The sequence below is a fragment of the Gemmatimonadota bacterium genome (assembly GCA_040388625.1).
GTDB lineage: Bacteria > Gemmatimonadota > Gemmatimonadetes > Gemmatimonadales > Gemmatimonadaceae > Fen-1247.
Window position 1 is genome coordinate 612,862 of record JAZKBK010000006.1, and the last position, 22,381, is coordinate 635,242.

General features: G+C 62.9%; 27 protein-coding genes. 8 read left to right on the forward strand and 19 right to left on the reverse strand.

All coding sequences use genetic code 11. From position 1 onward, the window contains the following. The first annotated feature begins 113 nt into the window (after nucleotides 1–113). Nucleotides 114–539: a DoxX family protein gene (locus tag V4529_16065; protein MES2359854.1), complete on the forward strand. Its 426-nt coding sequence runs from the start codon at nucleotides 114–116 to the stop codon at nucleotides 537–539. A gap of 25 nt (nucleotides 540–564) precedes the next feature. Here V4529_16065 and V4529_16070 read toward each other — a convergent pair whose 3' ends face one another. Genes V4529_16070 through V4529_16085 form a run of 4 tightly spaced genes read right to left on the reverse strand, consistent with a single transcriptional unit; the run spans nucleotide 565 to nucleotide 3,121 of the window. Continuing rightward, nucleotides 565–897, reverse strand: coding sequence for a hypothetical protein (locus V4529_16070; GenBank protein ID MES2359855.1), 333 nt, complete (start codon nucleotides 895–897; stop codon nucleotides 565–567). A gap of 55 nt (nucleotides 898–952) precedes the next feature. Continuing rightward, a complete protein-coding gene (locus V4529_16075; GenBank protein MES2359856.1) occupies nucleotides 953–1,780 on the reverse strand; it encodes an SDR family oxidoreductase in 828 nt (275 codons plus the stop codon). Nucleotide 1,781: 1 nt separating this feature from the next. Next, nucleotides 1,782–2,621 carry a crotonase/enoyl-CoA hydratase family protein gene (locus V4529_16080; protein MES2359857.1) on the reverse strand — a complete coding sequence of 280 codons (840 nt, stop codon included), beginning with the start codon at nucleotides 2,619–2,621 and terminating at the stop codon, nucleotides 1,782–1,784. Then, entirely contained in the window at nucleotides 2,618–3,121 is a 504-nt protein-coding gene (locus V4529_16085; protein MES2359858.1) for a GNAT family N-acetyltransferase, read from the reverse strand. The genes V4529_16080 and V4529_16085 overlap by 4 nt, the downstream gene beginning before the upstream one ends. Before the next feature lie 144 nt (nucleotides 3,122–3,265). Between V4529_16085 and V4529_16090 the strand changes: the two genes are divergently transcribed. Beyond that, complete coding sequence (locus V4529_16090; GenBank protein ID MES2359859.1) at nucleotides 3,266–3,529, forward strand: hypothetical protein; 264 nt, start codon at nucleotides 3,266–3,268, stop codon at nucleotides 3,527–3,529. A gap of 56 nt (nucleotides 3,530–3,585) precedes the next feature. On the opposite strand, the gene V4529_16095 is transcribed toward V4529_16090, so the two are convergent. From V4529_16095 to V4529_16115, 5 genes are all read right to left on the reverse strand, one after another. After that, nucleotides 3,586–4,440 (reverse strand): DUF4097 family beta strand repeat-containing protein, encoded by an 855-nt coding sequence (locus tag V4529_16095; GenBank protein MES2359860.1) that lies wholly within the window; start codon nucleotides 4,438–4,440, stop codon nucleotides 3,586–3,588. Beyond that, nucleotides 4,437–5,477, reverse strand: a complete 1,041-nt coding sequence (locus V4529_16100; GenBank protein ID MES2359861.1) for a DUF4097 family beta strand repeat-containing protein — start codon at nucleotides 5,475–5,477, stop codon at nucleotides 4,437–4,439. Before V4529_16100 ends, V4529_16095 begins: the two co-directional genes overlap by 4 nt. 22 nt (nucleotides 5,478–5,499) lie before the next feature. Then, entirely contained in the window at nucleotides 5,500–6,249 is a 750-nt protein-coding gene (locus V4529_16105; GenBank protein MES2359862.1) for a hypothetical protein, read from the reverse strand. Next, the gene (locus tag V4529_16110; GenBank protein ID MES2359863.1) at nucleotides 6,246–6,830 is read right to left on the reverse strand and encodes an RNA polymerase sigma factor; all 585 of its coding nucleotides are present in this window, start codon (nucleotides 6,828–6,830) and stop codon (nucleotides 6,246–6,248) included. The genes V4529_16105 and V4529_16110 overlap by 4 nt, the downstream gene beginning before the upstream one ends. A 476-nt stretch (nucleotides 6,831–7,306) precedes the next feature. Then, nucleotides 7,307–8,443 carry an HRDC domain-containing protein gene (locus V4529_16115; GenBank protein ID MES2359864.1) on the reverse strand — a complete coding sequence of 379 codons (1,137 nt, stop codon included), beginning with the start codon at nucleotides 8,441–8,443 and terminating at the stop codon, nucleotides 7,307–7,309. 13 nt (nucleotides 8,444–8,456) lie between these two features. Between V4529_16115 and V4529_16120 the strand changes: the two genes are divergently transcribed. From V4529_16120 to V4529_16135, 4 genes are all read left to right on the forward strand, one after another. Continuing rightward, nucleotides 8,457–9,659, forward strand: a complete 1,203-nt coding sequence (locus V4529_16120; protein MES2359865.1) for an AI-2E family transporter — start codon at nucleotides 8,457–8,459, stop codon at nucleotides 9,657–9,659. Nucleotides 9,660–9,668: 9 nt separating this feature from the next. After that, nucleotides 9,669–10,667 carry a pyridoxal-phosphate dependent enzyme gene (locus V4529_16125; GenBank protein ID MES2359866.1) on the forward strand — a complete coding sequence of 333 codons (999 nt, stop codon included), beginning with the start codon at nucleotides 9,669–9,671 and terminating at the stop codon, nucleotides 10,665–10,667. Between the two features lie 240 nt (nucleotides 10,668–10,907). After that, entirely contained in the window at nucleotides 10,908–11,189 is a 282-nt protein-coding gene (locus V4529_16130; protein ID MES2359867.1) for a DUF6496 domain-containing protein, read from the forward strand. Nucleotides 11,190–11,355: 166 nt separating this feature from the next. Continuing rightward, nucleotides 11,356–12,021 (forward strand): isoprenylcysteine carboxylmethyltransferase family protein, encoded by a 666-nt coding sequence (locus V4529_16135; GenBank protein MES2359868.1) that lies wholly within the window; start codon nucleotides 11,356–11,358, stop codon nucleotides 12,019–12,021. A gap of 15 nt (nucleotides 12,022–12,036) precedes the next feature. On the opposite strand, the gene V4529_16140 is transcribed toward V4529_16135, so the two are convergent. The 7 genes from V4529_16140 to V4529_16170 form a co-directional block, all read right to left on the reverse strand. Next, complete coding sequence (locus V4529_16140; protein MES2359869.1) at nucleotides 12,037–13,281, reverse strand: ectonucleotide pyrophosphatase/phosphodiesterase; 1,245 nt, start codon at nucleotides 13,279–13,281, stop codon at nucleotides 12,037–12,039. Between the two features lie 97 nt (nucleotides 13,282–13,378). Beyond that, entirely contained in the window at nucleotides 13,379–13,642 is a 264-nt protein-coding gene (fdxA, locus tag V4529_16145) for a ferredoxin (protein MES2359870.1), read from the reverse strand. Between the two features lie 73 nt (nucleotides 13,643–13,715). Further along, a complete protein-coding gene (locus V4529_16150; GenBank protein ID MES2359871.1) occupies nucleotides 13,716–14,015 on the reverse strand; it encodes a YhbY family RNA-binding protein in 300 nt (99 codons plus the stop codon). Continuing rightward, complete coding sequence (locus tag V4529_16155; protein MES2359872.1) at nucleotides 14,005–14,640, reverse strand: M23 family metallopeptidase; 636 nt, start codon at nucleotides 14,638–14,640, stop codon at nucleotides 14,005–14,007. Before V4529_16155 ends, V4529_16150 begins: the two co-directional genes overlap by 11 nt. Nucleotides 14,641–14,646: 6 nt before the next feature. Next, on the reverse strand, nucleotides 14,647–15,525 hold the full coding sequence (locus V4529_16160) for an SDR family oxidoreductase (GenBank protein ID MES2359873.1): 879 nt from the start codon (nucleotides 15,523–15,525) through the stop codon (nucleotides 14,647–14,649). A 240-nt stretch (nucleotides 15,526–15,765) separates the two neighbouring features. Continuing rightward, nucleotides 15,766–16,695, reverse strand: coding sequence for a glycine zipper domain-containing protein (locus V4529_16165; protein ID MES2359874.1), 930 nt, complete (start codon nucleotides 16,693–16,695; stop codon nucleotides 15,766–15,768). Nucleotides 16,696–16,712: 17 nt separating this feature from the next. Beyond that, nucleotides 16,713–17,315, reverse strand: coding sequence for a hypothetical protein (locus tag V4529_16170; protein MES2359875.1), 603 nt, complete (start codon nucleotides 17,313–17,315; stop codon nucleotides 16,713–16,715). Nucleotides 17,316–17,393: 78 nt separating this feature from the next. On the opposite strand from V4529_16170, the gene V4529_16175 reads away from it, so the two are divergent. Together V4529_16175 and V4529_16180 are read left to right on the forward strand one after the other, a co-directional pair. Continuing rightward, nucleotides 17,394–17,915 (forward strand): nuclear transport factor 2 family protein, encoded by a 522-nt coding sequence (locus V4529_16175; GenBank protein ID MES2359876.1) that lies wholly within the window; start codon nucleotides 17,394–17,396, stop codon nucleotides 17,913–17,915. Between the two features lie 150 nt (nucleotides 17,916–18,065). Next, nucleotides 18,066–18,575, forward strand: a complete 510-nt coding sequence (locus V4529_16180; protein MES2359877.1) for an FHA domain-containing protein — start codon at nucleotides 18,066–18,068, stop codon at nucleotides 18,573–18,575. Nucleotides 18,576–18,740: 165 nt separating this feature from the next. Here the strand turns inward: V4529_16180 and sufD are convergent, their stop codons facing one another. From sufD to sufB, 3 genes are read right to left on the reverse strand one after another with little or no spacing between them, the layout of a single operon-like run. Next, entirely contained in the window at nucleotides 18,741–20,126 is a 1,386-nt protein-coding gene (gene sufD, locus V4529_16185; protein ID MES2359878.1) for a Fe-S cluster assembly protein SufD, read from the reverse strand. 8 nt (nucleotides 20,127–20,134) lie between these two features. Continuing rightward, entirely contained in the window at nucleotides 20,135–20,881 is a 747-nt protein-coding gene (gene sufC / locus V4529_16190) for a Fe-S cluster assembly ATPase SufC (GenBank protein ID MES2359879.1), read from the reverse strand. A gap of 43 nt (nucleotides 20,882–20,924) precedes the next feature. Then, the gene (gene sufB / locus V4529_16195; GenBank protein ID MES2359880.1) at nucleotides 20,925–22,361 is read right to left on the reverse strand and encodes a Fe-S cluster assembly protein SufB; all 1,437 of its coding nucleotides are present in this window, start codon (nucleotides 22,359–22,361) and stop codon (nucleotides 20,925–20,927) included. Nucleotides 22,362–22,381 lie beyond the last annotated feature (20 nt).

The following is a 22,381-nucleotide window of genomic DNA, read 5'->3' on the forward strand; positions in this document are numbered from 1 at the left end:
GGCGTGTATGAAGTAAGGTTCCCGGGCGTTGATCGCAGTCATGCTCTAATACATCATGATTCATTGCGGCGCGATCGACGCTTCGCTTCATGCACTCTCATAAAGTTTCTGAAATGGCCGACCTGTACGCGCAACAGTCCGCTTCCCCCACCGCCAGGTGGGCGCACGTTCTCCTGAGGCTCTTCGCCGGTGCTGTGCTGTGGCAGCATGGAGCTCAGAAGCTCTTCGGAATGTTTGGCGGTCACGCCGCGGCGATCGGCTTCACGCTGCCCGGCATCGCCGGCCCGCTCGAGTTCATCGGCGGGTTGCTCATTATCGCCGGGCTGTTCACGCGCCCGGTAGCATTCATCCTGTCGGGGGAAATGGCGGTCGTCTACTTCCTCATGCATTCGCCTCGCGCCTTCTGGCCGGTGGAGAACCACGGCGAGGTGCCCGTACTGCTATGCTTCGCCTTTCTCTATCTCGCGGCGACCGGCCCGGGGATCTTCTCGATCGACTATCTGCGGCGCCGTAACCGGCCCAGCTCGATAATGAGTTGATCGAACTGCCAGCCGTATGGCTGGCTCAGGGGCCAGCCATCGGTCCGAGGCGCACCGTAGCGCTCTGGACGCGCCGGATGTAGGTCGCAATGGATTCGTCGTCGCGCGGATGAGGCAGGACGAACTCGGGACGCTCGGGCTCGGACGAATCGGGCGAATCCACCATCAGATCGCCACCCGCCCTTTCCACCGCTGACTCGAATTCGTCGATCGCGGAGAGGAGATCGGCAAGATCGGCATCCGAAGCGCCTTCGGCGGCCTGAACGCCCTTCTGATCCAGCCGCGCGAGCAGCTCTTCGTGGAGTGAAGCCCGCTCTTCACGCCTGATCGAGTCATCGAAATCTGATTGTTCCGGCATCGGAGTCTGGTTGGAGTCGAAGGCTTACTCTTCAAGTCCGATGCCGCGACCGCCGTCAGTTGACAGGGGCGCCCTGAACGGGTCTCGCGGATGTGGATGGCGTCTGGATCGCCATGCCTGCGGTCGTCATCCCGCCATCGCATGGTATTATGGCGCCGGTTACGTATTTCGCCGCGTCGCTGCACAGGAACACGACCATATCCGCGATGTCGTCCTTGGTCGCAACGCGGCGGAGCGGGAGCTGTTTCGCGAGTGCGTCCCGCACCAGCCCGGGGGGAGCCAGCCGGTCCATGCCTTCGGTGTCAGCGACCGCACCGGGTATCACACCATTCACGCGAACGCCCAGCGGACCCCACTCGAGCGCGAGCGTGCGGGTGATCATGTCGACACCGGCCTTGGCCGCGCACACGTGCGACTGCATCACCATCGCCTGAACTGCCTGCGGGGCTGATATGGTAACGATCGACGCGCCCGGACGCTCCAGATGCTCGAATGCCGCCCTGCAGGTGTTGAACGTCCCGAGCAGATCGATGTCGATCACCGACTTGAAGGCGTTGGCAGACATCGCACTCGCGAGCGCCGGAAAGTTTCCCGCCGCACCGCAGAGTACGATTCCGAGCGCGCCGAACATCTCGTGCGCCGCCCCGGTCGCGCGCGCCAACGCGTCGTAATCGCGAACGTCCGCCGCGAAACCAGCGGCTTTCCCACCGGCCGCGATGATCCCTTGAGCCGCAGCGTCCAGCCTGGACTGGGTTCGTCCTACGAGTGCGACGCTCGCACCCTGCTGAGCGAGTCGCTCGGCGATGCGCTGACCGATCCCCGAGCCGCCGCCCGTAATGAGAGCGGTCCTTCCCTCGAACATGCGCGGCATGAATGTAGTCATTTCAACGTCCCTCGAATTTCGGTTCGCGCTTCTCGGTGAACGCGCTGATCGCTTCCGCAAAATCACGCGATTGCATGAACGTCGCGTTCCAGAGCGCGGTGTAATGGAGACTCTCACGCACGCCGGCGTGCGCACGCTCGTTCATGACGCGTTTGACGCCCTGCACAGTGAGCGGCGGGTTGGCCGCGATGCGCGTCGCAATGGCGACCGCGTGCTGCAGCGCGGCTTCCGGCGTGTCATCGACGTGATTGACGAGGCCAAGTGCCGCAGCCTTCGCGGCGCCGAAATCCTCGCCCGTGAGACAGAGCTCGCGCGCCGCGCCCTCTCCGATGATCGCAGGAAGACGTTGCAGGCTTCCCATGTCCTCGACGATTCCCATACGCACAGCGCGCACAGAAAATGTCGCCTCGCTCGAGCACACGCGCACATCTGCCGCGCAGATTACATCGATGCCGGCACCGACGCACCATCCGGAAATGCTCGCTACGACGGGTTTCCTGCACGACATGAGCGAGATGATCGCGCGCTGCATCGTCGTGAGTTGATCCAGAAAGCGGGTGCGCTCGGCCGCCATTGCGGGAGCTGCAAGTGCGTATCGAAGCTCCGATGTCATCGCAACGAGGTCGAGCCCGAACGTGAAGTTGCCGCCGGCGCCGCTCAGCACCACGGCCCGCACTTCGGGATCCGCATCGAGATCGTCGAATACACCGGGCGCCTCACGCCAGAAATCGGGGCCGAGCGCGTTGCCCTTGCCTGGTCCTTTCAATAGCACGTGGGCGATGTGATCCGACACGCTCACATCGAAAGCGAGATGAGAGCCGCGTTGCGCTGATGCCGTCATGTGGTCTCCGTGTCGTCACCCTGCGATGCGATTTGTGCAATTGTATCGACGCCGAACCGGTAATGTGTCCAGTCGTTCATCGGGAACCCACCCTGCTTCTCATAAAACCGGATCGCGTTGACGTTCCAGTTGAGCACCGACAGCTCCATGCGCCCGCATCCCGATTCCTGCGCAATCTTCGCCAGACGTCTGAAGAGCTGCAACCCGATCCCGCGAGCACGCGCAGCGGGTCGTACGAAGAAATCCTCCAGATAAAGGCCGCGTCTGCCGGTCCATGTGGAGAAATTGAAGAAGTAGAGTGCGAAACCGTACGTCGCATCATCACCCTCTGCCATTATCACGTGAGCGACTGCCCTCGGTCCGAACAGCGCGTCGTGCATCAGCTCCGGCGTCGCCACCGCGGCCGTCGGATCGCGTTCGTATTCGGCCAGTTCGCGGATCAGATCCAGGATCGTCGGGATGTCGGCCGGCAGTGCCGGCCGAAGACGCACACCACTCATCATGCTTCTCCTCTTTCGGGATGGCGCCGCGCACACCGACTGCACAGCGAGCACCTGGACTGTAATTTCCACCAGAGCTAAAGGTACGCAGGACGGACGGGAACCGCGCCTGCCAGCCGGAGCACACCTGACGAGGCTAACGCGATGACGCTGTCGATCCGGAGCACGGTCCCGCTGGAGGCGCTGCTGATGATCTGCGCCGGCGCGTGTGCTTCATCTGGCGCCACACACGAGAGTGACGACCGCACCAGAGTGGCGGATGTCAACCAGATGGTCGTCGACGTGAACCTGCATCATGTCGAATCGGCCAGCGCGAAGGATCCGATGGCGAGTGCACCGCCAGTGCGCTGCACGTCGACCGGTCGCTTCGAGCGCGAGCTTGCGAGTCTGGCCAGCGCGCCAGGATAAAAGCAAACGCGGACGGGCATCGCTGCCCGTCCGCGTCGGTTATCTCGCTGCGTAGGCTACTGCAGCGTTATCGATCCATTGACGGTGCTCGCACGCAGTTGCCGTCCACCGCTTCCCACGGTGCCCTCCGCATGCCTCCGGCGCCTGTCGAAATCCAGCGGGAACTTGCTGTCGATGGACCCGTTGAGCGTGCTGAGCCTGACGTCAGCATTGAACGTGGATGGTGTGGTGATATCGATGCCACCGTTGACGGTGCTGAAGCGCATGTCGCCCGTGCCGGAGCTTCCCATGGATGCGGTGACCGACCCGTTTACAGTCTCACCCGACACGGTTCCGCCCCGCGTGTCGACATTCACATCCCCGTTTACAGTGCGAGCATTCACATCACCCGTCACCTGCGTAACGCGCACCGCGCCGTTGACAGTGTTTGCACGAACGTCGGAGCTGATACGCTCGACGGAAACGTCACCATTCACGGTGTTGCCGGCCGTGCGCACACCGGCTGGCACCTGCACCGAGATCTCCGCCGTCACGTTCCGCCTGCGATTGCCCTCGTTGTCGTTATTCCGACTCCCCCTCATGCCGTCGATGTCGCACGTGGCATCGTCGTTCCACATGGCGCAGATCGTGAGGTTATTCCCGTCGCGCACTACAGCATAGTGCACGGTGCGGGGATCACCGCCCGAGTGAACGTGCTTCACGGCCTGGACGTGCACACTGCCGTCCGAGCTTGCGGTGAAGCGCAGCGCTCCGTTGATGTTGAACAACTTGAGTGATCCGCCGCTCGCAAGCGCGCCGTCCCACTTCCACGTGGTTCCATCGCGTCCGAGATCCTGTTGCGCCATGAGCGGCGCGGCACCAACAGCTGCGGCACACGCCGCCGCCATGACGTACCTGGAAGTCCTGATCATTGGTTCACCTTTGAGATGTGTACGCTGCCGCTGAAAGTTTCTACTCGCACCCGTCCGCCACCACGGTTGATTACGAAGTCATAGTTGGTACTGTCGTCGTCCGGATCGCGGTTCTTTCGCCTTACGGCTCCGGGAAAGTCATTCGATACCGATCCGCTGAATGTTTCGACACTCAGAGTCGCCTCGGTGTTGCTCGCCAGCTTCAGTCTCGCGTCCCCCGAGTGCGTCTCGAAGTCATACCTTCCGGAGCTCGGTACGGATCCGGTAAAGTCGATGTCGCCGCTCACGGTTGTGACATGCACCCGATCGCCCCGCACACCGGCCAGACTGATACCCCCGCTCACGGTCTCGGCGGTGACGGACCCTCCGACCCCCGTAAGCGAGACGCGCCCGCTGACGTTCTCGACGTGCGCATCGCTGACGACGTTTGAAACCGTTATGCGGCCCGATACGCCTTCGACGTTCACGGATGCGCCGAGGTCCCGAAGATCGATCGAGCCGCTGACGTTGTTCGCGTCGACCGCTCCACGCAGACCTGCGGCGTTGATGCTTCCGGATACCGCCGCCAGCGATGCCCGCGTTCCGCTCGGAACTGTGACGTCGTACGTGGCCGTTCCAAGGTCATCGCTGCGCCCGCGCCGGCTCCCGGACCTTGTCTGCTCCAGAGTCAGATGCGAGCTGCTCGCGTCGAGTTGCAACGAGGGCTCGCCAGTGGTACTCGCGACCACCCGCACCTGGTTCCTGTCCCAGGTAGAAACCTTCATCGTCCCCGAGACCAGCGAGAGATCGATGGTGCCGTTCGACGAGAACGGGAGCAGCGTGTCGATCTTCGCGACGCCGTGATCGCCGCCGAACCATCCCTGTGGTGGACGCGGCGCTCGCGGCGGCCGCGGCGCATCCGCCGGACTTGGCGGACTCGGCGGCGATGGCGGCGTGGGAACCTGGCCCCAGCACGGAACTGCGCCAATCGCGAACGCCGCTATCACGGCAGGGAGGACGAGTCGCTGCATTCGGATCTTCATGTGCGTGTTGCTCATATACTCATTTCCTCTCTCGTCATCACGCTGACGGAAGTAGTGCCGCAGCGCGCAACAACCCTGTCTTCTTGGCGAGCGTGCGGTCCAGCTGATCATTCAGGAGACGGCTGTTCGGGTCTTTCGCGAGCGCCGCCCTGGACTGGCTAATTGCTTCATCGATGACGCGCAAATTCTGCTCGATCACTGCAACTGTAGATGGATTCAACTGCCCGCGCCGCGCATCCAGTGCCGCGCGCAGTGTCGTGATCTCGGAATCGTAGGTCTGCCGCATCGCATCGCCGTCGTTGTCGCCCTGGCGCGACGCGAGCTGCATCGCGGGGCGACTGTGCTGCGTGATCTTCGGCGAATCGTCCGCGGCGTGGACCGCACCACTCCCAACCTGTGATTGTGTCGCGGCCATCTCACCCTGCTTCACGACATGTGATTGCGTGTCAGTGGTTGCGGGTACGATTGCAGGCGTGTTCGCAACGTTGCTCGCCACCGCACCGCCCTGCACGACGGATCGCGTGGTCAGTACGTACGTCACTCCCGCACTCGCGGCGATGAGCGCCGACGCGGCGATCAGCATCGGCACCCATCCGAACGACCTGCGGGCAGCTCGCGCCGGACGCGTCGCCATCGGAATGACGCGCGCCGATATGCGGCTCTCGATCGCCGGCCACAGATCGTGCTCCGGCACAATGCCCTGCAACAGCTCCGGGTTTTCCTCGAGATACTTCGCCACCGCGTCTCCAGCCTGCTCGTCATCCATGAGCGATTCTTCGTTCGTCATGCCAGTGCCTCCCTGAGAAGTCGCCGAGCGCGATGCAGTTGAGCCTTGCTTCCGCCTGCAGTGATGTCGAGCATCTCCGCGATCTCCTCGTGCTTGTATCCTTCAACGTCGTGCAGTGCGAACACCGCGCGGGCACCGGGTGGCAGCGCCGCTATCGCAACCGCGAGATCCATCTTCTCAGCATGATGCTCGCGCCTCACGATCGGCGGTGCCTCATCCAGTACGTCGTCGCTCTCGGTTCGAGCGCGATTGCGTCGTTCGCTTCGCTGGGCCTCCAACACGACGTTCACCGTCAATCGGTGAAGCCATGTCGAGAAGGCGGAGTCGCCGCGAAACTGCGGCAATCGCTCCCACGCCCGCACGAACGAATCCTGCGCCAGCTCCTCCGCGCGCATACGGTCACCACACATCCGCACACACACTGCGTACACACGATTCAAGTTGTCCCGGTACAGTCTCTCAAAGGCATGCCTATCCCCGCTGGCGGCGAGTCGTACATCCGGCTCGGCGGCCATGGGACTCATGGTGGGACTCGTGGTCGGACTCATGGTCTCGGGCGAGGTGGCAAGGGCTGTCTGCATCGGTCCTGGCAATAAGACGGACCGGAGTGAAGGAAGGTTTGAATCCGTACGTGGATTCTGTAGGTGCGGGCTCCCGTGGCCGCCCGCTTTGATGCCGTGAACGATACGGTGGCTCCGGGGCAAAAGACACGGTGGGGCTGTAGGGGCGGGCCCCCGTGCCCGCCCGCCCTGATGCCGTGAACGATACGTTCGCTCCGTGGCAAAAGACACGGTGCAATGTCGGAAAAACGTGGGGGACGTCAAAAAAACGTCGCGCGCCGGATATTGATTACGTCATACGGGTTCGACGTGGGCGGGGGCGTCGTCGTACGGCGGGCAGGCACGGGGGCCTGCCCCTACGGGCGTCGTCATCGATGGGGGCGTCGGCGTCGCGACGTCGTCGTCATCGATCGGGGCGTGGGGATCGCGACGACGACGTCGTCATCGATCGTGGCGTGGGGATCGCGACGACGACGTCGTCATCGATCGTGGCGCCGTTATCCCCGCAACGCCGCCACGAAATCCGATCCCAACACCGACGCCTGCCAACGCCTGAGCTCCGGGATCTCCGCGAGCTCCTCGACGGCCTTTGGCTTCCGGCGCGCGACTGCTTCCATACGATCCCGCGCGCACAGCACCCCGGGATCCAGCTTGAGCCGGGCGGCCGCGGCATCTCTGACTGATTTCAGCTTCGCGACGTTGGAATCGAAGTCGGGGTCGCGGTCCCAGCGCGCTGCCCGCGGGAACCGCGGAAGATCGGCCTCGGGAACCGCCAGCCCGCGCTGCACCGCATCCAGCAGATCCTGCGCGTGCCGCTCTACCACCCCGCGCGGGACGCCCTTGATCGCGGCGAGCTCCTCGCGCGTCCTGGGATGCACCCGCGCGATCTCGAACATCGCCTCACTGCCCATTACGCGGAACGTCGCGCGATCGAGAGCCGCGGCGCGCTCGTCGCGCCATGCAACCAGCTCCTTGAGCACCGCGAGCTCGCGCCGCTTGAGATCGCGCGCGCCCTTGGTGCGCATGAAGCCCGTCGCAGGATCGTCCGGCGCGAACTGGATCGACTCGAGCCGCTCAAACTCCTCCTCCGCCCACGACATGCGACCGAGCGATTCCAGTCCAGTGCGCAATTCGTCCCTCAAATCCAGCAGATAGCGCGTGTCCTGCGCGGCATAGTCGAGCATGCTCGACGTGAGGGGCCGCATCGACCAGTCAGCGCGCTGGTGCTGCTTGTCCAGCTTTACACTGAAGAACTTCTCCAGCAGCGCCGCTAGCCCGAACGCGGGAATCCCAAGCAACTGTGCCGCAATACGGGTGTCAAACACGTGCGTCGTATGCCAGCCGTAGTCCTGACGAAGCAGCCGGAGATCGTAGTCGGCGTCGTGGAAGATGACCTCCACTTCCCGATTCTCCATCAGCGCGCCAAGCTTGGGCAGCGCGCCAGCGTGCAACGGATCGATGATGGCACTATGATGCGGCGTGGAGAGCTGCAGCAGATAGATCCGATCGACGTAGCGATGGAAGCTCGCCCCTTCGGTATCCAGCGCGATTTCTCGGACGTCCGCAATGGAGTCCACGAAAAGGCCGGCTTTTTCTGCTGTGTCCAGGTAAACTGGCTGGTACGGATCTGCCATACCTCAATCTATCATGACCTCAGAGCGATTCCCGCGTCCCACAGAGCGTCACCCAGGCTGGTTTACCCGTGACATAGCACGAGCAGCACTCGTAATCCTGCTCGTCGCGGTCAGCGGCTTCGTGATCTTCCGGGCTCACAATCTCATCTTCGTCGCCTACATCGGAGCGCTGCTCGGCATCGCGATCTCGGCAGGCGCAGCGAGATTGCGGCGATTCGGCATAGGACAGGGACTGGGCGCAGCCCTGATAGTGGCAGCCTCGGTCGCGCTGTTGATAGGCTTCGGCGCCTGGACAGGGCCAACGGTCCGGACCCAGTACCGCGAGCTCAAGCAGCGCCTCCCGGAAGCGTTCGTGAAGCTGGACAGATGGATCGGCCAGCGCCAGGGCGGCGTGGTCGGCTCATTGCTTACTGGCGAGGCGGACTCCACCCAAGTAGCGCCATTATCGCAGCAGCAACGTGACAGTATAGGCTTAAATGGCCCGCAAAGCGGTGATTCCCTGGTTCACCTCAGGGCGCTCAAGGAGCAGATCCTGGCCCGAAGCCCGGGTGCTTCGGGCTACGTTCTGCCGGTGCTCCACTCGACCGTCGAGGTCGCAGCCAGCATCATCATCATCTTTTTCCTGGCTGTTTACATAGGGGCCGACCCCAAGCTCTATCGCGGCGGGATAATCGCCCTGATTCCGCACAGCAAACGAGTACGCGGCGAACAGGTGCTGGAGGCGATAACGCTCGCCCTGCGCCGTTGGCTCGTCACTCAGCTCGTCGCAATGGTGGTCATGGGCGTGGTCGCGACCGCCGTGCTCACGGCGCTGCAGGTACGCGCTGCGGTACCGCTCGGGATCCTGTCCGGCCTGCTGCAGTTCGTCCCCATGGCGGGGCCCATCATCAGCGCGGTGCCGGCGATCGCGATGGGCTTTGTGGATTCGCCTGAGAAGGCTGCGGCCGTGCTGGTCGCCTTCTACATCATCCACTTCCTCGAGAGCCATCTGCTGATCCCGCTCCTCATGAAGGAGGGAGTGAACCTGCCGCCGGTTCTCACGGTGCTTACGCAGGCCGGAATGGCACTCGCGTTCGGTGTCATGGGGCTGTTCGTCGCCGTGCCACTGCTGGTCCTGGTAATGATTCTCGTGAAAATGCTGTACGTCGAGGATGTGATCGGCGATCCGACTCCGTTGCCGTTCGTCGCCGAGCCGCCACCGCATCCGGATGCATGACAGGATAGGATGACGGACGAGACACCGCAGGCTCGGGGAGAACGCACAGGATCGCCGCTGCCGTTGTACGAGCGATTCCCCGCACTTCGCGCGATTCCACGCGTCTCGTTGTGCATCCTGCCGTCCCCTGTCGATCGCGTTACTGTCGACGGCGCCGAGATATGGATCAAGTCGGACGGGCTCAACGCAGCGGTTTGCGGCGGCAACAAGGCGCGAGCGCTCGAGTTCCTGCTCGCCGGTGTCGGCAGCGGCGACACTGTCATCACGACCGGCGGCGAGGGATCCACGCACGTGCTTGCCACCGCGATGCACGCACGCAGACTTGGCGCCCGTGTCATCGGCATACGATGGCGACATGACATGAATCACTCGGCGTACCGTGTCGCCGACATGATCTCCGATGAATGCGTGTCATCGCGCGTGTATGGCGGCGCGACGCGCGCGCTGCTCGCGGCACAGCTGGCCCGGCTCACTCAGCAATGCCATTACGTGCCGCTTGGCGGATCCACACCGATCGGCGTTCTCGCGCACGTCAATGCAGCGCTGGAGCTTGCGGAACAGATCCGCGCCGGAGAGTTGCCGCTGCCAGCGCGCGTAGTTGTTCCGCTCGGAAGCGGGGGGACCGTGGCCGGTCTGTCACTCGGATTCGCAATCGCGGGACTCGACATCGCGACGATCTGCGTTCAGGTGACGCCCGCCATTGTCGCCAACAGACTGCGGGTGCGGCGGCTCATCTCGCGAACCGCGCGCTTGATAGAACGATTGAGCGGAGAGCGCATTCCGCGCGTTCCAACGCATCTGCTCGGTGTCGTGCGCGACGCGTACGGCGGCGCATACGGCAGACCGCTTCCAGCTGCAACCGCGGCTGCGCGCTCACTCGCCGCGGCCACGGGAATTCAGCTCGACGACACCTATTCGGCAAAGGCGTTCGTGGTAGCACTGTCGCTTGCGCGCACTGCAAGCGGAACGACGCTGTTCTGGAACACGTTCGATTCGCGTTTGCTCTGACATTTCAGCGCTGGTACGCTCAGCACGCATCGGCCTGATCGGCGCGGCTCTTGCAAAACATTACGTGCGTCACAGATCAACCTTTCCGGGGAGGTTCAGATGGCAGCACGCAAGGCATCACGGTCGGGGCGAAAGTCTTCGGCTCACAAGACGTCGACCCGCAAGTCGACCCGCAAGTCGAGCCGGAAGTCATCCGGCAGGAAGTACAGCAGCAAGGCGAGCGCAACCGTTGGGAGCGCGATGCGCCGACGCAAGCACGGCACGCTCAAGACACGCGGCGGACGCAAGGTGACGAGCCGCAAGCAGGCACTCGCGATCGGAATAAACGAGGCGCGAGAAAAGGGTGAGAAGACGCCACGCAAGCGCGCGTCGAAGACGTCTGCCCGCAAGTCGGGCTCACGCAAGTCGGCCTCACGCAAATCCGCGCCACGCAAATCGGCTGCGCGGACCAGCGCCAGGAAGAAATCGACCGGCCGCAAATCTTCGGGCCGGAAATCCTCGGCCAGGAAGTCGTCGCGGTGACCCTTCATTCCCGCGAAAGCGGGGATGACGAAGAATCGAAAGGGAGGCCGTTCGAACGGTCTCCCTTTCGATTTCCAGTGGGTTGACGTGGCCGCCGCTGGCCGGCCGCGCAGTCTTGCGTAAATCATGTGTTGAGCATCGCGCGACCTTGTTGCAAATTGAGCCGATGAATGAGCCCCAGAAAGACGTAGTGACGAAGGCGGCGCCGGCACCGACGGTGTCGCTCTCAGCGGCGGAACGTACGCCGGCAGCCCGGGCTGGCGCTGTATTGTTCCGGCAGCGCGGCTGGTTGCCGATCCTCTTCCTCGGCATTCCCCTGGTCGCGCCGGGCTCGATGTCGCCGCAGCTCTGGGTGATCGGTATCGCTCTCGTGGTGGTGGGTGAAGCGTGGCGGCTCTGGGGCGTCGCCGCGGCCGGCACGTCGACGCGGCGACGCTCGCGCAACGTCAACAGACTCGTCACTTACGGTCCGTTCGCCTGGAGCCGCAATCCGCTCTACAACGGAAACTTCCTGATCTGGATGGGCTTCGCCGTAATCTCCGGCGTATTCTGGTTTCTGCCGGTAGCCATCGTTCTCTTTGCAATCGAGTACTCCCTGATCGTTCGGTTCGAGGAAGGAGTACTGGAGAGCACCTTCGACGGCGAATATCTCGGCTACAAGTCAGCGACGCCGCGCTGGATTCCACGTCCGCCCGCATCGCCCGCCGCTGGCGACTTCGACTGGCCGCAGGCGTGGCGCAGCGAAGTGAGCACCTTCATGCAATACGCGGTGCTCATCATCGCCTTCGTGATCAAGAGCCGTTACGGAATCGGCGGAAAGCCGATGCCCTGATTCGCAATCGGCGAATCAGCGTAACACATCGGCAAACGGCTGCAGCGATCCGTCGTTCGGCGCCGGTTGCAAACGAAGCAGCTTCGCAAGCAGATCGTACACGTCGACATTGGAGAACGACGGCATCGTCACTCCCTGCCTGAACGCAGGGCCGTGCGCCACGAATATCGCATTCATCGACGCATTCGCGTTGTCGTAACCGTGCGCACCGCCCTGAGGACCACGCCGAGGTCCGTGCATCGCGATCGTCCATCCATCATCAGCGACTGCTACGATCGGCGTGATCCGGCGCCCCTCGCTGTAGTGCAGACGCTCCGGAACATCGGCCTTGAGCCACGCACTCACATGCGGCAGCTTCCTGATCCTGGCAAGCAGCGCGGGCGCATCTCCATCACGCGGCGTAATCATGAGATCCGGCGACAGAGAAGTGATCCTGATCGACGCCGTGTCCACAACGTCGTCGAGATACACCACACGATCCGGTGACAGCTGCGACATGCCGTGATCGGAAACGACTATCAGATTCACCTTGTCGTACACGCCGCGATCGCGCAGCCCCCGCACGAGCCTGCCCAGCGCGCTGTCGGCGCGCGCCGCGGCCTCGGCAGTCTTTGGTGAATCCGGTCCCACCTCATGACCGGTATGGTCCGGCTCGTCGAAGTACAGCGTGATGAGCGACAGACGCTGCGCACCTGTGACATCGAGCCATGAAAGCACGGTGTCCACACGTGCATCGAACGGAACCTTCGCGTCGAACGGCTTCCACCTCGTCGGCCGAACGCTGTCGATCGCGACTTCGGATCCCACCCAGAACATCGACGCCGCGCGCTTGCCCTGCTTCTCCGCCGTGACCCAGATCGGCTGGCCGCCCCACCAGCGACTCTCCTTGGATGCAGCGTTGCTCATCGTGAACAGCGCCTTGAATTCCGGATCGTAGATCGTGTTGCCGACGATGCCGTGGTGCTCGGGATAGAGGCCCGTGACGATGGTGTAGTGATTCGGAAATGTCAGCGTGGGAAACGACGGGATCATCGCCTGAGCCGTGACGCCGTCGCGTCCGAGTGCATGGAGCGTCGGGACGGAGTCGGTGTCGAGATAGCTGCGTCGGAATCCGTCCATCGAGACGAGTATCACCTGTGGCGCGGCACCGGTTGCCGATACACCGGCCGCTGGCTGCACTGGCGCGGTGGCGCATGCTGAAACGAAGATTGCCAGCGTAGCGACGACTGACGCAGCGGCCGAGCGGTGCAACGATTTCATCTGGGTTCCGATTGGGGAGTGCGTTGGGGATGCTGCGGCGAGCCCGGGAACAGCAAAGGCGCCCGAAGGCGCCCCGCAAATACGAAGAAAGACGACTCTACCGTTGAGGCTTTCCAGGTGGATTGGGCCCCTTGAACACGTCCGCGTTGAGCGCGATGTACGACCGCAAGTTCTGCGGAACGTCTTCTTCCGGGAAGATGGCCGTCACGGGACATTCCGGCTCGCATGCACCGCAATCGATGCATTCATCCGGATGGATATATAGCTGCTTCTCGCCCTCGTAGATGCAATCCACGGGGCAGACGTCGACGCAAGCACGGTCCTTCACGCCGATGCAGGCTTCAGTAATTACGTAGGGCATTTCACGGGGTTGGTTCGGCCTTCTATGAAGCGATTGGTCAATCCTAAGAAAGATAGGCCCGGGGGACCAGATTTCAACGCCAGGGCGGGACGTTGCCCTTCCACTCCAGCTCCGGGTTGTCCCTGAAGAACGTCGCTTTTCGCCCGATCACCTGCACCACCTCGGCGCCGGTCGCGTCGGCGAGCGCGCCGGCGACTTCCTTGATAGGCGCACTCAGATTGCGGCTGATATCCACCTTCACGAGCTCGTGCGTTCGAAGCACGTCGTCCATCGTTTTTACGATCGCGTCGGTGACTCCGCCGTGCCCGACGTGAACCAGCGGACTCAATCGCTGCGCCTCGGCGCGCAGATTCGCTCGCTCCTTACTGTTCATTGCTCGCGCGCACCTGTCCAGGAATTGTAAAGAACGGTCTGACGTCGACCGCCGGACTGTTCCAGTAATCGTGCCGATCGGGATCGCGCCGCATTACCTGAAAGTGCAGATGCGGCACGGGCGCGTTTCCCGTCATACCAACATAACCGAGCAGTTCGCCCTGCGAGACATGCTCGTTCGGTACCAGGCCGTCCGCGTATCCTTCGAGATGCGCATAATAGAATATGAAACGGCCAGTTTCATCCATCATGTAGATGGTGATCCCGCCCAGCGCATTCCTGCTCAGCCGCATGATGGTACCGGACTCGGCGGCCACCACTCTCGTCCCCTTTGGAACCAGAATGTCACTCGCACGATGGGTCCTTCCGTTGTCGCGCCGGTCGTTGAAGCTGTCCGAAACGCCGCTCGGCTGAACCCCTTCGACGGGAACCATCAGCGGATTGGCATCGAAATAGGATGTGTCGTCAGCGTCCGCCGGCACCCTTGCCGTTCCGCCGGATGGATATGACTCCGGCACGGGAGCGGGTAGCGGTGGAAGTGGACGTATGCTCGCTCCACACCCGGCCATCGCGACCAGCGCAACGATCATCGCATTTCTTCGCGCGACTTCGAGCGGACTTCTCATCTACGATCAGATTTCCGCGCCAACGCCGGTGAGCGTCACGCTCGTCGTCCACAGCCTTTCCTGCAGCGCCACGTCGTGACTCAATGCACTTGTCCCCGCCGGCTTGCACTTGTCAAAGTACTGCCCCGTCACGCCTTCCACATCAGGCGACGCGGCAAGATACACGGTGGTACGCGCGCCTTTCTCCGGCGAGAGCATGAGCCACCGACTCAGAAAAGCGAGGATGGGAACATCCCGCCATATCTCCGTCGCGACGACTCCTGGATGCAGAGCGTTCACCGTAACGCCGCTTCCTGCGAGCCTGCGCGCAAGTGCGTACGTGAACATCAAATCCTCCAGCTTACTATCGGAGTACATGCGAATGTTGCTGTAGCTGCGCTCACCCTGGAGATTGTCGAAGTCGAGTCTGCCGCGCCGATGCGCACCAGATGAGACATTGACGATCCGGGCGCTACCAGCGGCACGCAATCCCGGAAGCAGCAGATGAGCGAGCATGAAATACGCGAGATAGTTCACCGCGAAGGTGCGCTCGATGCCATCTACCGTCAACTCGCGATGCTTGAGCGCAACGCCGGCATTGTTGACCAGTACGTCGATCCGGGGATGCGCGGCGAGAATTGCCGCTGCAATGGAGCGTACGTCCGATTGTGAGGAGAGATCGGCAATGGACAGCTCTGCACTGCCTCCGTGTCCGCCCTGCAGCGCCGCTGCCGCGATCTCTTCAAGAGCACGCTCGCCCCTGGCTCTATCGCGGCACACCATCACGATTCGCGCGCCGAGCGCCGCGAGCGCCGCGGCGGCGGCCTTGCCGATGCCCGTGTTTGCGCCCGTGATGACACAGGTCTTTCCGTGCATCGATGTGGTGACGGGGTTACAGGCGCTCATCCAATCTCGCTTGCATCTGGAGTGACAGGCAGGGATATACATCCCTGCCCCACCGGCGCGGACCATCGATGCGCGAATGATCGGTCGTAAGAGTAGCTATTCGCAGGTCTGTCCCCGGTATCGTCGCTCTCCGGAACGCCGATGCTCAACCATCACCAAAGATGCCAGATCAAGGTGGGGCAAGGATGTATCCTTGCCTGTTACTTGGAATGCAATCTAGACCGGATCGATGACCTGCACCTAGATCACGCCGTTGGTCGTGCCGGTGCCGTTCTGAATCGACATTGGCGAATCCAGCTTCACGACCACCTGTCCGCCACTCGGCAGGCACGCATCGTACTTCTCGGTCTGGTGTGCCAGTACCGCGCCCGCCGCGGCGCCGCCGGCGGCGCCGATGATCGTGCCCTTGGTCTTGGACCGGCCGCCGAGTATGCGTCCGAGAATCGCGCCCACGACCGCACCGCCGGCCACCTTGGTCGCGTCGTTGTTATCGGCCGCCTTCACCTTTTCGACGCCGGCGCTGACGATCTGGCCATTCACAGGATAGGTCTTGCCGCCGTACGTGATCGAGCGCACAACCAGGCCGATGTTCATGTTCTCGCCGGCCTGATTGCTTCGGCCGAGCGAAGTGATTTCCAGAACCGCCGTTGCACCCGCTGGAATCACGACGCCGTTGGATCCCGACACAGCCTCGGCGAGCGTCGCCGTTATGCGGTCGCCGACGCTGTTGGTGTTGGTGCAGACGCGCTGTCCGGAGCTGAGCGAGAGATTGGTTCCGGCTGATACGACTCCCACCCTCCCCTCGGTGTTGGCAGCGGTCGAAGGCGCCTTGACGACTGTGTTACCGGACGGTGTGGTGACCCGTGCGGGCGCCTGAGCAACCGCTGGGGCCTTTGGCTCCGGTGCGGGAGTGCGTCTGCGTGGAGGCGGTGCGACGGCGACACGCTTTTTCTCGACTACCGCGGCGCGGGGCGGCGCCGGCGGCGGTGTTGTGGGAACGTCCTTGAGCTGCGGCTGCGCGGCCGTATCGTTGTTCGCGAGCTGGAGATCGCGCGAGAGCGACGAGTCCTGCGCCAGAGGATCCTGGGCTGATTTATTGTCGCTCTTGTTGCATGCAGCAGCGGCGAGCAGCGCTATTGCACAGATCGCCGCGGGACGAATTGATCTCATTGAGTTTTTAGGTTCGCCTAGTAATTGCCACGAAGGATTGGACCGCGCTGATTGATCAAGATAGTTCCACCGCGGCCGTGACGTCCGCGAGGATCGCAGTGATCGCCATCGACCACTCCGCCACGTAAAATTGCACCGCCGATCGCGCCGATGATTCCAGCGAGCCCACCACCGCTGTGCGTCGATCCCGACTCACCCGATGGATAGGAGACGTCGACGGGTTGCGGGCGCGGCGTAGCGACAGCTGGCTGATCCACCGGAGCGGGAGTGGTGGAGGCGACATCGGAACTGGTGGCCGCAGGCTCGGACGTGGTCGTGGCCACGGGCAGAGGTGGAAGCGCGGCAGCTGGCGATGGCGTCACATCACGATGCGTCACGCGACTGCTGACCAGTCGCGTCGATTTGCTGGACGATCGAAGTTTCGCACGTCCCTGGGGCGACAGCTCCTCGGGAGACACGACTGTCTGCACACCGGCATGGGGTGCGAGTGCCAGCACATCGTTGGTCTTGGCAGTAGCCAGGTCCTTCGCCAGATCATCGCTCATTCTGGCGTCCTTTCCCTTGCACGCGGCAACGCTCAACAGAACCGCGGCGGAAGCGAACAGCGACCCGTAACGCATGTGTCCTCCAGCGGACGTCCTTCGACCATATTTCAACCCGCGTACTCAACCCCCGGTGCAAACCAAGGTTCCATCCTCATGATCCGAAATCTGGCGAAGATCGCAGCCCTCGCGGGACTGGCCGGACTGGCCGGACTGGCCGGACCAGGCTGCTCCTCCGGCTCCGCACCAGGGGTGACCGCCCTCCAGCGCATCGCGGCGCAACGGGCGATCCGGACCGAGGTCGAGGCTGCCTACGACTTCACCCGACGGGACGTTCCCGGGAACCTGATGGCCCTGTACGCCCCCACCGGACCCATCCTGTCGGCCAGTGGCGGGCGGATCACGACGTCGCGGGATTCGCTCCGGGCTGGCATCCAGGCATTCTGGACCAATGTCGGGCAAAATATGCGCGATGCGCACGTGGAGTGGACGGCGATGCACATCGACGTACTCGCCCCAAGAGTGGCCGTAATGACCGCAACGTACAGGATACCGCACAGACAGCCGAGTGGGCTGCCGCACGTGATCGGGGGCGCCTGGACCGCCGTTTTCGTGCTGCGAGGCGGGCACTGGTACATCGTGGATGAGCATCTGTCCGACAATCCGTTCGCATCCTGACCACGCCCGGATGGCGCCGCAATCGCGGCATGCGTAATCGCATGCTGACAGGTCGGTCGCAGCGTGACGATACTTGCCAGAAGCGACGGAAGGGCCGGACCGACCGGCTCCGGTGTGCCCTTTGCAGAACCAGGATCGTCAGAACTGACAATGTCGGAAGCGAAAGCGGCAGGCACGCCCTATCTGATTCACGCCTACGAGCACAAGGCGTACCCGATCCCCGCGGATCATCCGCTCTCGATCGGGCGGGAGACGGCGTGCGACATCACCGTCAACGAGGTGGCCGTATCGCGCCATCACGCGGAGATCCGGCAGGAAGGCGACGCCTTCGTTCTGCATCCCGTCGGGTCGACGACCACGGTGATGAACTCGATGCCGGTTCTAGCTCCGCAGCCTCTCCAGGAAGGCTCGACGTTCCTGGTCGGGTCCATGAAGTTCATCTTCACACGAGAGCGGCTTCCGGTCGCGATGAAGATCGCGACCCCGGTGGATCGTCCGGCTACAGTCGACGGCAGACGTCCTACGCTGACATTTCCGGGCCAGCCGAACGCGCCTGAGATTCAGCAGCCGTCAAACGGCCTCAAGCTGATGCCGCTCGTCCTGGTGGCCGTCGTGGTGATCGTCGGCGGCGCGGCGTACTGGGCGTTGAATCTGAGGTAGCGCAGGGACGCGGCGCAGCTGAAGCCGCGGTGGCACGCGAAGAGACAGGCGCGGATACATCCGCGCCCTACCTGCGCCATCATCATTTACGCCTGCAACGCGACGGTGATTCTTCGGGTCGTTATCGGTGGAGCCCCGCCTGCGGCGAAGATGACGGACAACCAGCTACGCACCCACAGCGAACCGCTCGAACGCGAGCTTCTCCAGCTCGTCGCGCACCGCGGGAATCGTCAACTCTTCCAGCACTTCGGCCGCGAACGCGTAGGTGAGCAACCGCAGCGCTATCTCCGGCCCGATGCCGCGACTCTTGAGATAGAACAACGCTGTCGAATCTACCGGACCGATCGTGGCGCCGTGCGTGCACTTGACGTCGTCGGCGTAAATCTCGAGCTGTGGCTTGGTATCGACGCGCGCACCGTCCGAGAGAAGCAGATTGTTGTTGCTCTGCTTGCCGTCGGTCTTCTGTGCTTCGGGCCTGACGTACACCTTGCCATTGAAGACCGCGTGCGACTCGCCGTCCATGACGCCCTTGTACAGCTCGTGGCTGGTGCAGCTCTCCTTCGCGTGAATGACGCTCGTCTGGTGATCCACGGTCTGCTCGCCATTCACGAGATACAGTCCATCCAGTGAAACGTGCGAGCCTTCGCCGTCGAGCAATGTCGCGATGTTCGTGCGCGAGAGATCGGCGCCGACCGCGAACGAGAATGCCTCGTAGGCACAGTCGCGGCCCTGATTGGCGTACCAGGATCCGACGTGGTATGCGCGGAGGCTCTCGCGCTGGATCTTGTAATGCCTGAGTCGCGCGCCATCGGCGACGTACACTTCCGTCACCGCATTGGTGAGATAGTTGGCGTTGCCGAGCGAGACATAGCTCTCCACGACGGTCGCCTCCGCGTGGTGTTCCATCACGATCAGGTTGCGCGGTGACAGCAGTGCGCCCTGGGCGGAATCATCGGACACGAAGATGAGATGCACGTTGCGTGGCGCCACGGTGCCGGCCCCTACTTGCACGAATGCGCCGTCGCCGGAAAATGCCGAATTGAGCGCGGTGAATGCGTGCGTGCGCGTGTCGGCGAGTCCGCCATGATGCTGCTCGATCACGCGTGCGTATCGTTCGTCGGACAACGCGCGGCGCAGCGGACCGGCGTACAGTTTGGCGCTCGCCTCGACATCCGACAGATGAGCGACGAAGTTCCCGTTGAGGAACACCAGCGTCTGCCATTCGCCTGCAAAGCGGAACTGCTCGATGTCGCGCTCGGCCAGCGCCGAAGACGCCGTTGCGACGGGAGCGTAGCTCTGTTCGAGGAGCGAGGCCACGCTGGTGAAGTGCCAGTCCTCGTTCTTCGTGGTAGGAAATCCGAGCGTCGCGAAGTTCTCGATCGAGGCGCGACGTTGCGCGCCGAGCCATTGCGGCTCGCTGGCGCGATCGACGTCGTCGAAGAGCGCTACGTATTCGGCGGCGCGCGCGTCGCGCGTTGCGACGGGCATCGGTGCGCCTGCGCGTCCGACTTCTGGCGAGTCGGGGTCCTGCGTCAGAACGACGTCAGTCATGACCTGGGTCATGCTGCGTCGAGCAGCCAGTCGTAACCGCGCTCTTCCAGCTCCAGCGCGAGCTCCTTGCCACCGGAGCGGACGATGCGGCCGTTGGCGAGCACGTGCACGAAATCGGGCACGATGTAGTTCAACAACCTCTGATAGTGCGTCACCACGATCGTGGCATTGTCGGGGCGGCGCAACGCGTTCACGCCACCGGCAACGATGCGCAGCGCGTCGATGTCGAGACCGGAATCGGTCTCGTCGAGGATCGCGAGCTTGGGCTGCAGCACGGCCATCTGCAGAATCTCGTTGCGCTTCTTCTCACCACCGGAGAAGCCGGCATTCACCGATCGGTTGAGCATCGATGCGTCCATTTCCACGAGCTTCATGCGCTCCTCGATGAGGTCGAGGAACTCGAGTGGATCGACTTCGTCCTCACCGCGGGCCTTGCGAATCTCGTTGTACGCCGAGCGAAGGAAGTAGGCGTTGGTGACGCCGGGAATCTCGACCGGGTACTGGAACGCGAGGAATATTCCCTTCTGTGCGCGCACTTCGGGTTCCATCTCCAGCAATTCCTCGCCGTTGTAGATCGCCGAGCCGCCGAGCACTTCGTATGCGGGGTTGCCGGCGAGCACCTGCGCGAGCGTGGATTTTCCGGAGCCGTTGGGCCCCATGACTGCGTGCACTTCGCCGGGCTTGATGTTGAGATCAATTCCCTTGAGGATCTCGCGTTCGGCGATTCCGGCACGGAGGGCGGTTATATCGAGCATTACTTGTGTCTGAATTGAAGATGTATTGTGCTGGCGACCGACATCAACCAACGCTCCCTTCGAGCGTGATTCCGAGCAGCTGCTGCGCCTCGAGCGCGAACTCCATCGGCAGCTCCTGAAATACCTCCCGGCAGAATCCGCTCACGATCATCGATACCGCCTGCTCCGCGCTTATTCCGCGCTGCTTGCAGTAGAAGATCTGATCCTCGCCGATCTTGGACGTGCTTGCTTCGTGCTCGACCGTTGCCGTGCGATTGGCGACTTCGATGTACGGGAAGGTGTGCGCGCCGCAGCGATTTCCGATGAGCATGGAATCGCACTGCGTGTAGTTGCGCGCGTTGTCCGCGCGCGGCATCACCTGCACGCGTCCGCGATAGCTGTTGTTGCCGTGACCCGCCGAGATTCCCTTGGAGACGATCGTCGACTTGGTGTTCTTGCCGATGTGGATCATCTTGGTGCCGGTGTCGGCCTGCTGATGATTGTTCACCACGGCGACGGAGTAGAACTCGCCGACCGAATTGTCGCCAACGAGCAGCACGCTGGGATATTTCCACGTGATCGCGGATCCCGTTTCGACCTGCGTCCACGAGATCTTCGAATTGACGCCCGCGGCCTTGCCGCGCTTGGTGACGAAGTTGTAGATGCCACCCTTGCCCTCGGCGTCGCCGGCGTACCAGTTCTGCACCGTGCTGTACTTGACCGTCGCGTTGTCCAGAGCGACCAGCTCGACCACCGCGGCGTGCAGCTGGTTGGTCGACCGCTTGGGAGCGGTGCATCCTTCCAGATAGCTGACCGATGCAGCTTCGTCGGCGATGATGAGCGTGCGCTCGAACTGGCCCGTATCCGCCGCGTTGATGCGGAAATACGTGGACAGCTCCATCGGGCACTTCACGCCCTTGGGGACGTAGCAGAAGGATCCGTCGCTGAACACGGCGCTGTTGAGCGCCGCGAAGAAGTTGTCGCTGTACGGAACGACCGAGCCAAGATACTTGCGAACGAGCTCGGGATGCTCCTGCACGGCTTCACCGAAGGAGCAGAAGATCACGCCATGCGCGGCGAGCTCTTCCTTCATCGTGGTTCCAACGGAGACGGAATCGAAGATCGCGTCCACTGCGACGCCGGAGAGGAACTTCTGCTCGTTGAGCGAGATCCCCAGCTTCTCGTACGTGCGCACCAGCTCGGGGTCGACCTCGTCAAGCGATTGCAGCGGCTTGACGCTGGTCGGCGCCGAGTAATAGCGAGCCGCCTGGTAGTCGATCGGCGGATACTTGACGTTGGGCCAGTGCGGCTCCTTCATCGTCAGCCAGCGACGATATGCCTTGAGACGCCAGTCGAGGAGCCACTCGGGCTCGCGCTTCTTCGCGGAGATCAGGCGGACCACGTCCTCGCTCAGGCCCGGCGCGACGGTGTCCGACTCGATGTCGCTTACGAAGCCGTACTGGTACTCACGGTTGACGAGTGACTCGATTGCGGTGCTCATTACTGCGTCTAACTCCTTGG

Excerpts from the sequence above, each read along its gene's own strand:
- V4529_16065 (MES2359854.1), top strand. The coding sequence starts at position 114 with ATGGCCGACCTGTACGCGCAACAGTCCGCTTCCCCCACCGCCAGGTGG.
- fdxA (MES2359870.1), bottom strand. The coding sequence starts at position 13,642 with ATGCCCTACGTAATTACTGAAGCCTGCATCGGCGTGAAGGACCGTGCT.
- V4529_16160 (MES2359873.1), bottom strand. The coding sequence starts at position 15,525 with ATGAGCGCCTGTAACCCCGTCACCACATCGATGCACGGAAAGACCTGT.
- V4529_16150 (MES2359871.1), bottom strand. The coding sequence starts at position 14,015 with ATGAACAGTAAGGAGCGAGCGAATCTGCGCGCCGAGGCGCAGCGATTG.
- V4529_16130 (MES2359867.1), top strand. The coding sequence starts at position 10,908 with ATGCGCCGACGCAAGCACGGCACGCTCAAGACACGCGGCGGACGCAAG.
- V4529_16090 (MES2359859.1), top strand. The coding sequence starts at position 3,266 with ATGACGCTGTCGATCCGGAGCACGGTCCCGCTGGAGGCGCTGCTGATG.
- V4529_16155 (MES2359872.1), bottom strand. The coding sequence starts at position 14,640 with ATGAGAAGTCCGCTCGAAGTCGCGCGAAGAAATGCGATGATCGTTGCG.
- V4529_16085 (MES2359858.1), bottom strand. The coding sequence starts at position 3,121 with ATGAGTGGTGTGCGTCTTCGGCCGGCACTGCCGGCCGACATCCCGACG.
- V4529_16135 (MES2359868.1), top strand. The coding sequence starts at position 11,356 with ATGAATGAGCCCCAGAAAGACGTAGTGACGAAGGCGGCGCCGGCACCG.
- V4529_16075 (MES2359856.1), bottom strand. The coding sequence starts at position 1,780 with ATGACTACATTCATGCCGCGCATGTTCGAGGGAAGGACCGCTCTCATT.
- V4529_16120 (MES2359865.1), top strand. The coding sequence starts at position 8,457 with ATGACCTCAGAGCGATTCCCGCGTCCCACAGAGCGTCACCCAGGCTGG.
- V4529_16170 (MES2359875.1), bottom strand. The coding sequence starts at position 17,315 with ATGCGTTACGGGTCGCTGTTCGCTTCCGCCGCGGTTCTGTTGAGCGTT.
- V4529_16165 (MES2359874.1), bottom strand. The coding sequence starts at position 16,695 with ATGAGATCAATTCGTCCCGCGGCGATCTGTGCAATAGCGCTGCTCGCC.
- V4529_16110 (MES2359863.1), bottom strand. The coding sequence starts at position 6,830 with ATGCAGACAGCCCTTGCCACCTCGCCCGAGACCATGAGTCCGACCACG.
- V4529_16115 (MES2359864.1), bottom strand. The coding sequence starts at position 8,443 with ATGGCAGATCCGTACCAGCCAGTTTACCTGGACACAGCAGAAAAAGCC.
- V4529_16175 (MES2359876.1), top strand. The coding sequence starts at position 17,394 with ATGATCCGAAATCTGGCGAAGATCGCAGCCCTCGCGGGACTGGCCGGA.
- V4529_16140 (MES2359869.1), bottom strand. The coding sequence starts at position 13,281 with ATGAAATCGTTGCACCGCTCGGCCGCTGCGTCAGTCGTCGCTACGCTG.
- V4529_16070 (MES2359855.1), bottom strand. The coding sequence starts at position 897 with ATGCCGGAACAATCAGATTTCGATGACTCGATCAGGCGTGAAGAGCGG.
- sufB (MES2359880.1), bottom strand. The coding sequence starts at position 22,361 with ATGAGCACCGCAATCGAGTCACTCGTCAACCGTGAGTACCAGTACGGC.
- V4529_16080 (MES2359857.1), bottom strand. The coding sequence starts at position 2,621 with ATGACGGCATCAGCGCAACGCGGCTCTCATCTCGCTTTCGATGTGAGC.
- V4529_16105 (MES2359862.1), bottom strand. The coding sequence starts at position 6,249 with ATGACGAACGAAGAATCGCTCATGGATGACGAGCAGGCTGGAGACGCG.
- sufC (MES2359879.1), bottom strand. The coding sequence starts at position 20,881 with ATGCTCGATATAACCGCCCTCCGTGCCGGAATCGCCGAACGCGAGATC.
- V4529_16180 (MES2359877.1), top strand. The coding sequence starts at position 18,066 with ATGTCGGAAGCGAAAGCGGCAGGCACGCCCTATCTGATTCACGCCTAC.
- sufD (MES2359878.1), bottom strand. The coding sequence starts at position 20,126 with ATGACTGACGTCGTTCTGACGCAGGACCCCGACTCGCCAGAAGTCGGA.
- V4529_16125 (MES2359866.1), top strand. The coding sequence starts at position 9,669 with ATGACGGACGAGACACCGCAGGCTCGGGGAGAACGCACAGGATCGCCG.
- V4529_16100 (MES2359861.1), bottom strand. The coding sequence starts at position 5,477 with ATGAGCAACACGCACATGAAGATCCGAATGCAGCGACTCGTCCTCCCT.
- V4529_16095 (MES2359860.1), bottom strand. The coding sequence starts at position 4,440 with ATGATCAGGACTTCCAGGTACGTCATGGCGGCGGCGTGTGCCGCAGCT.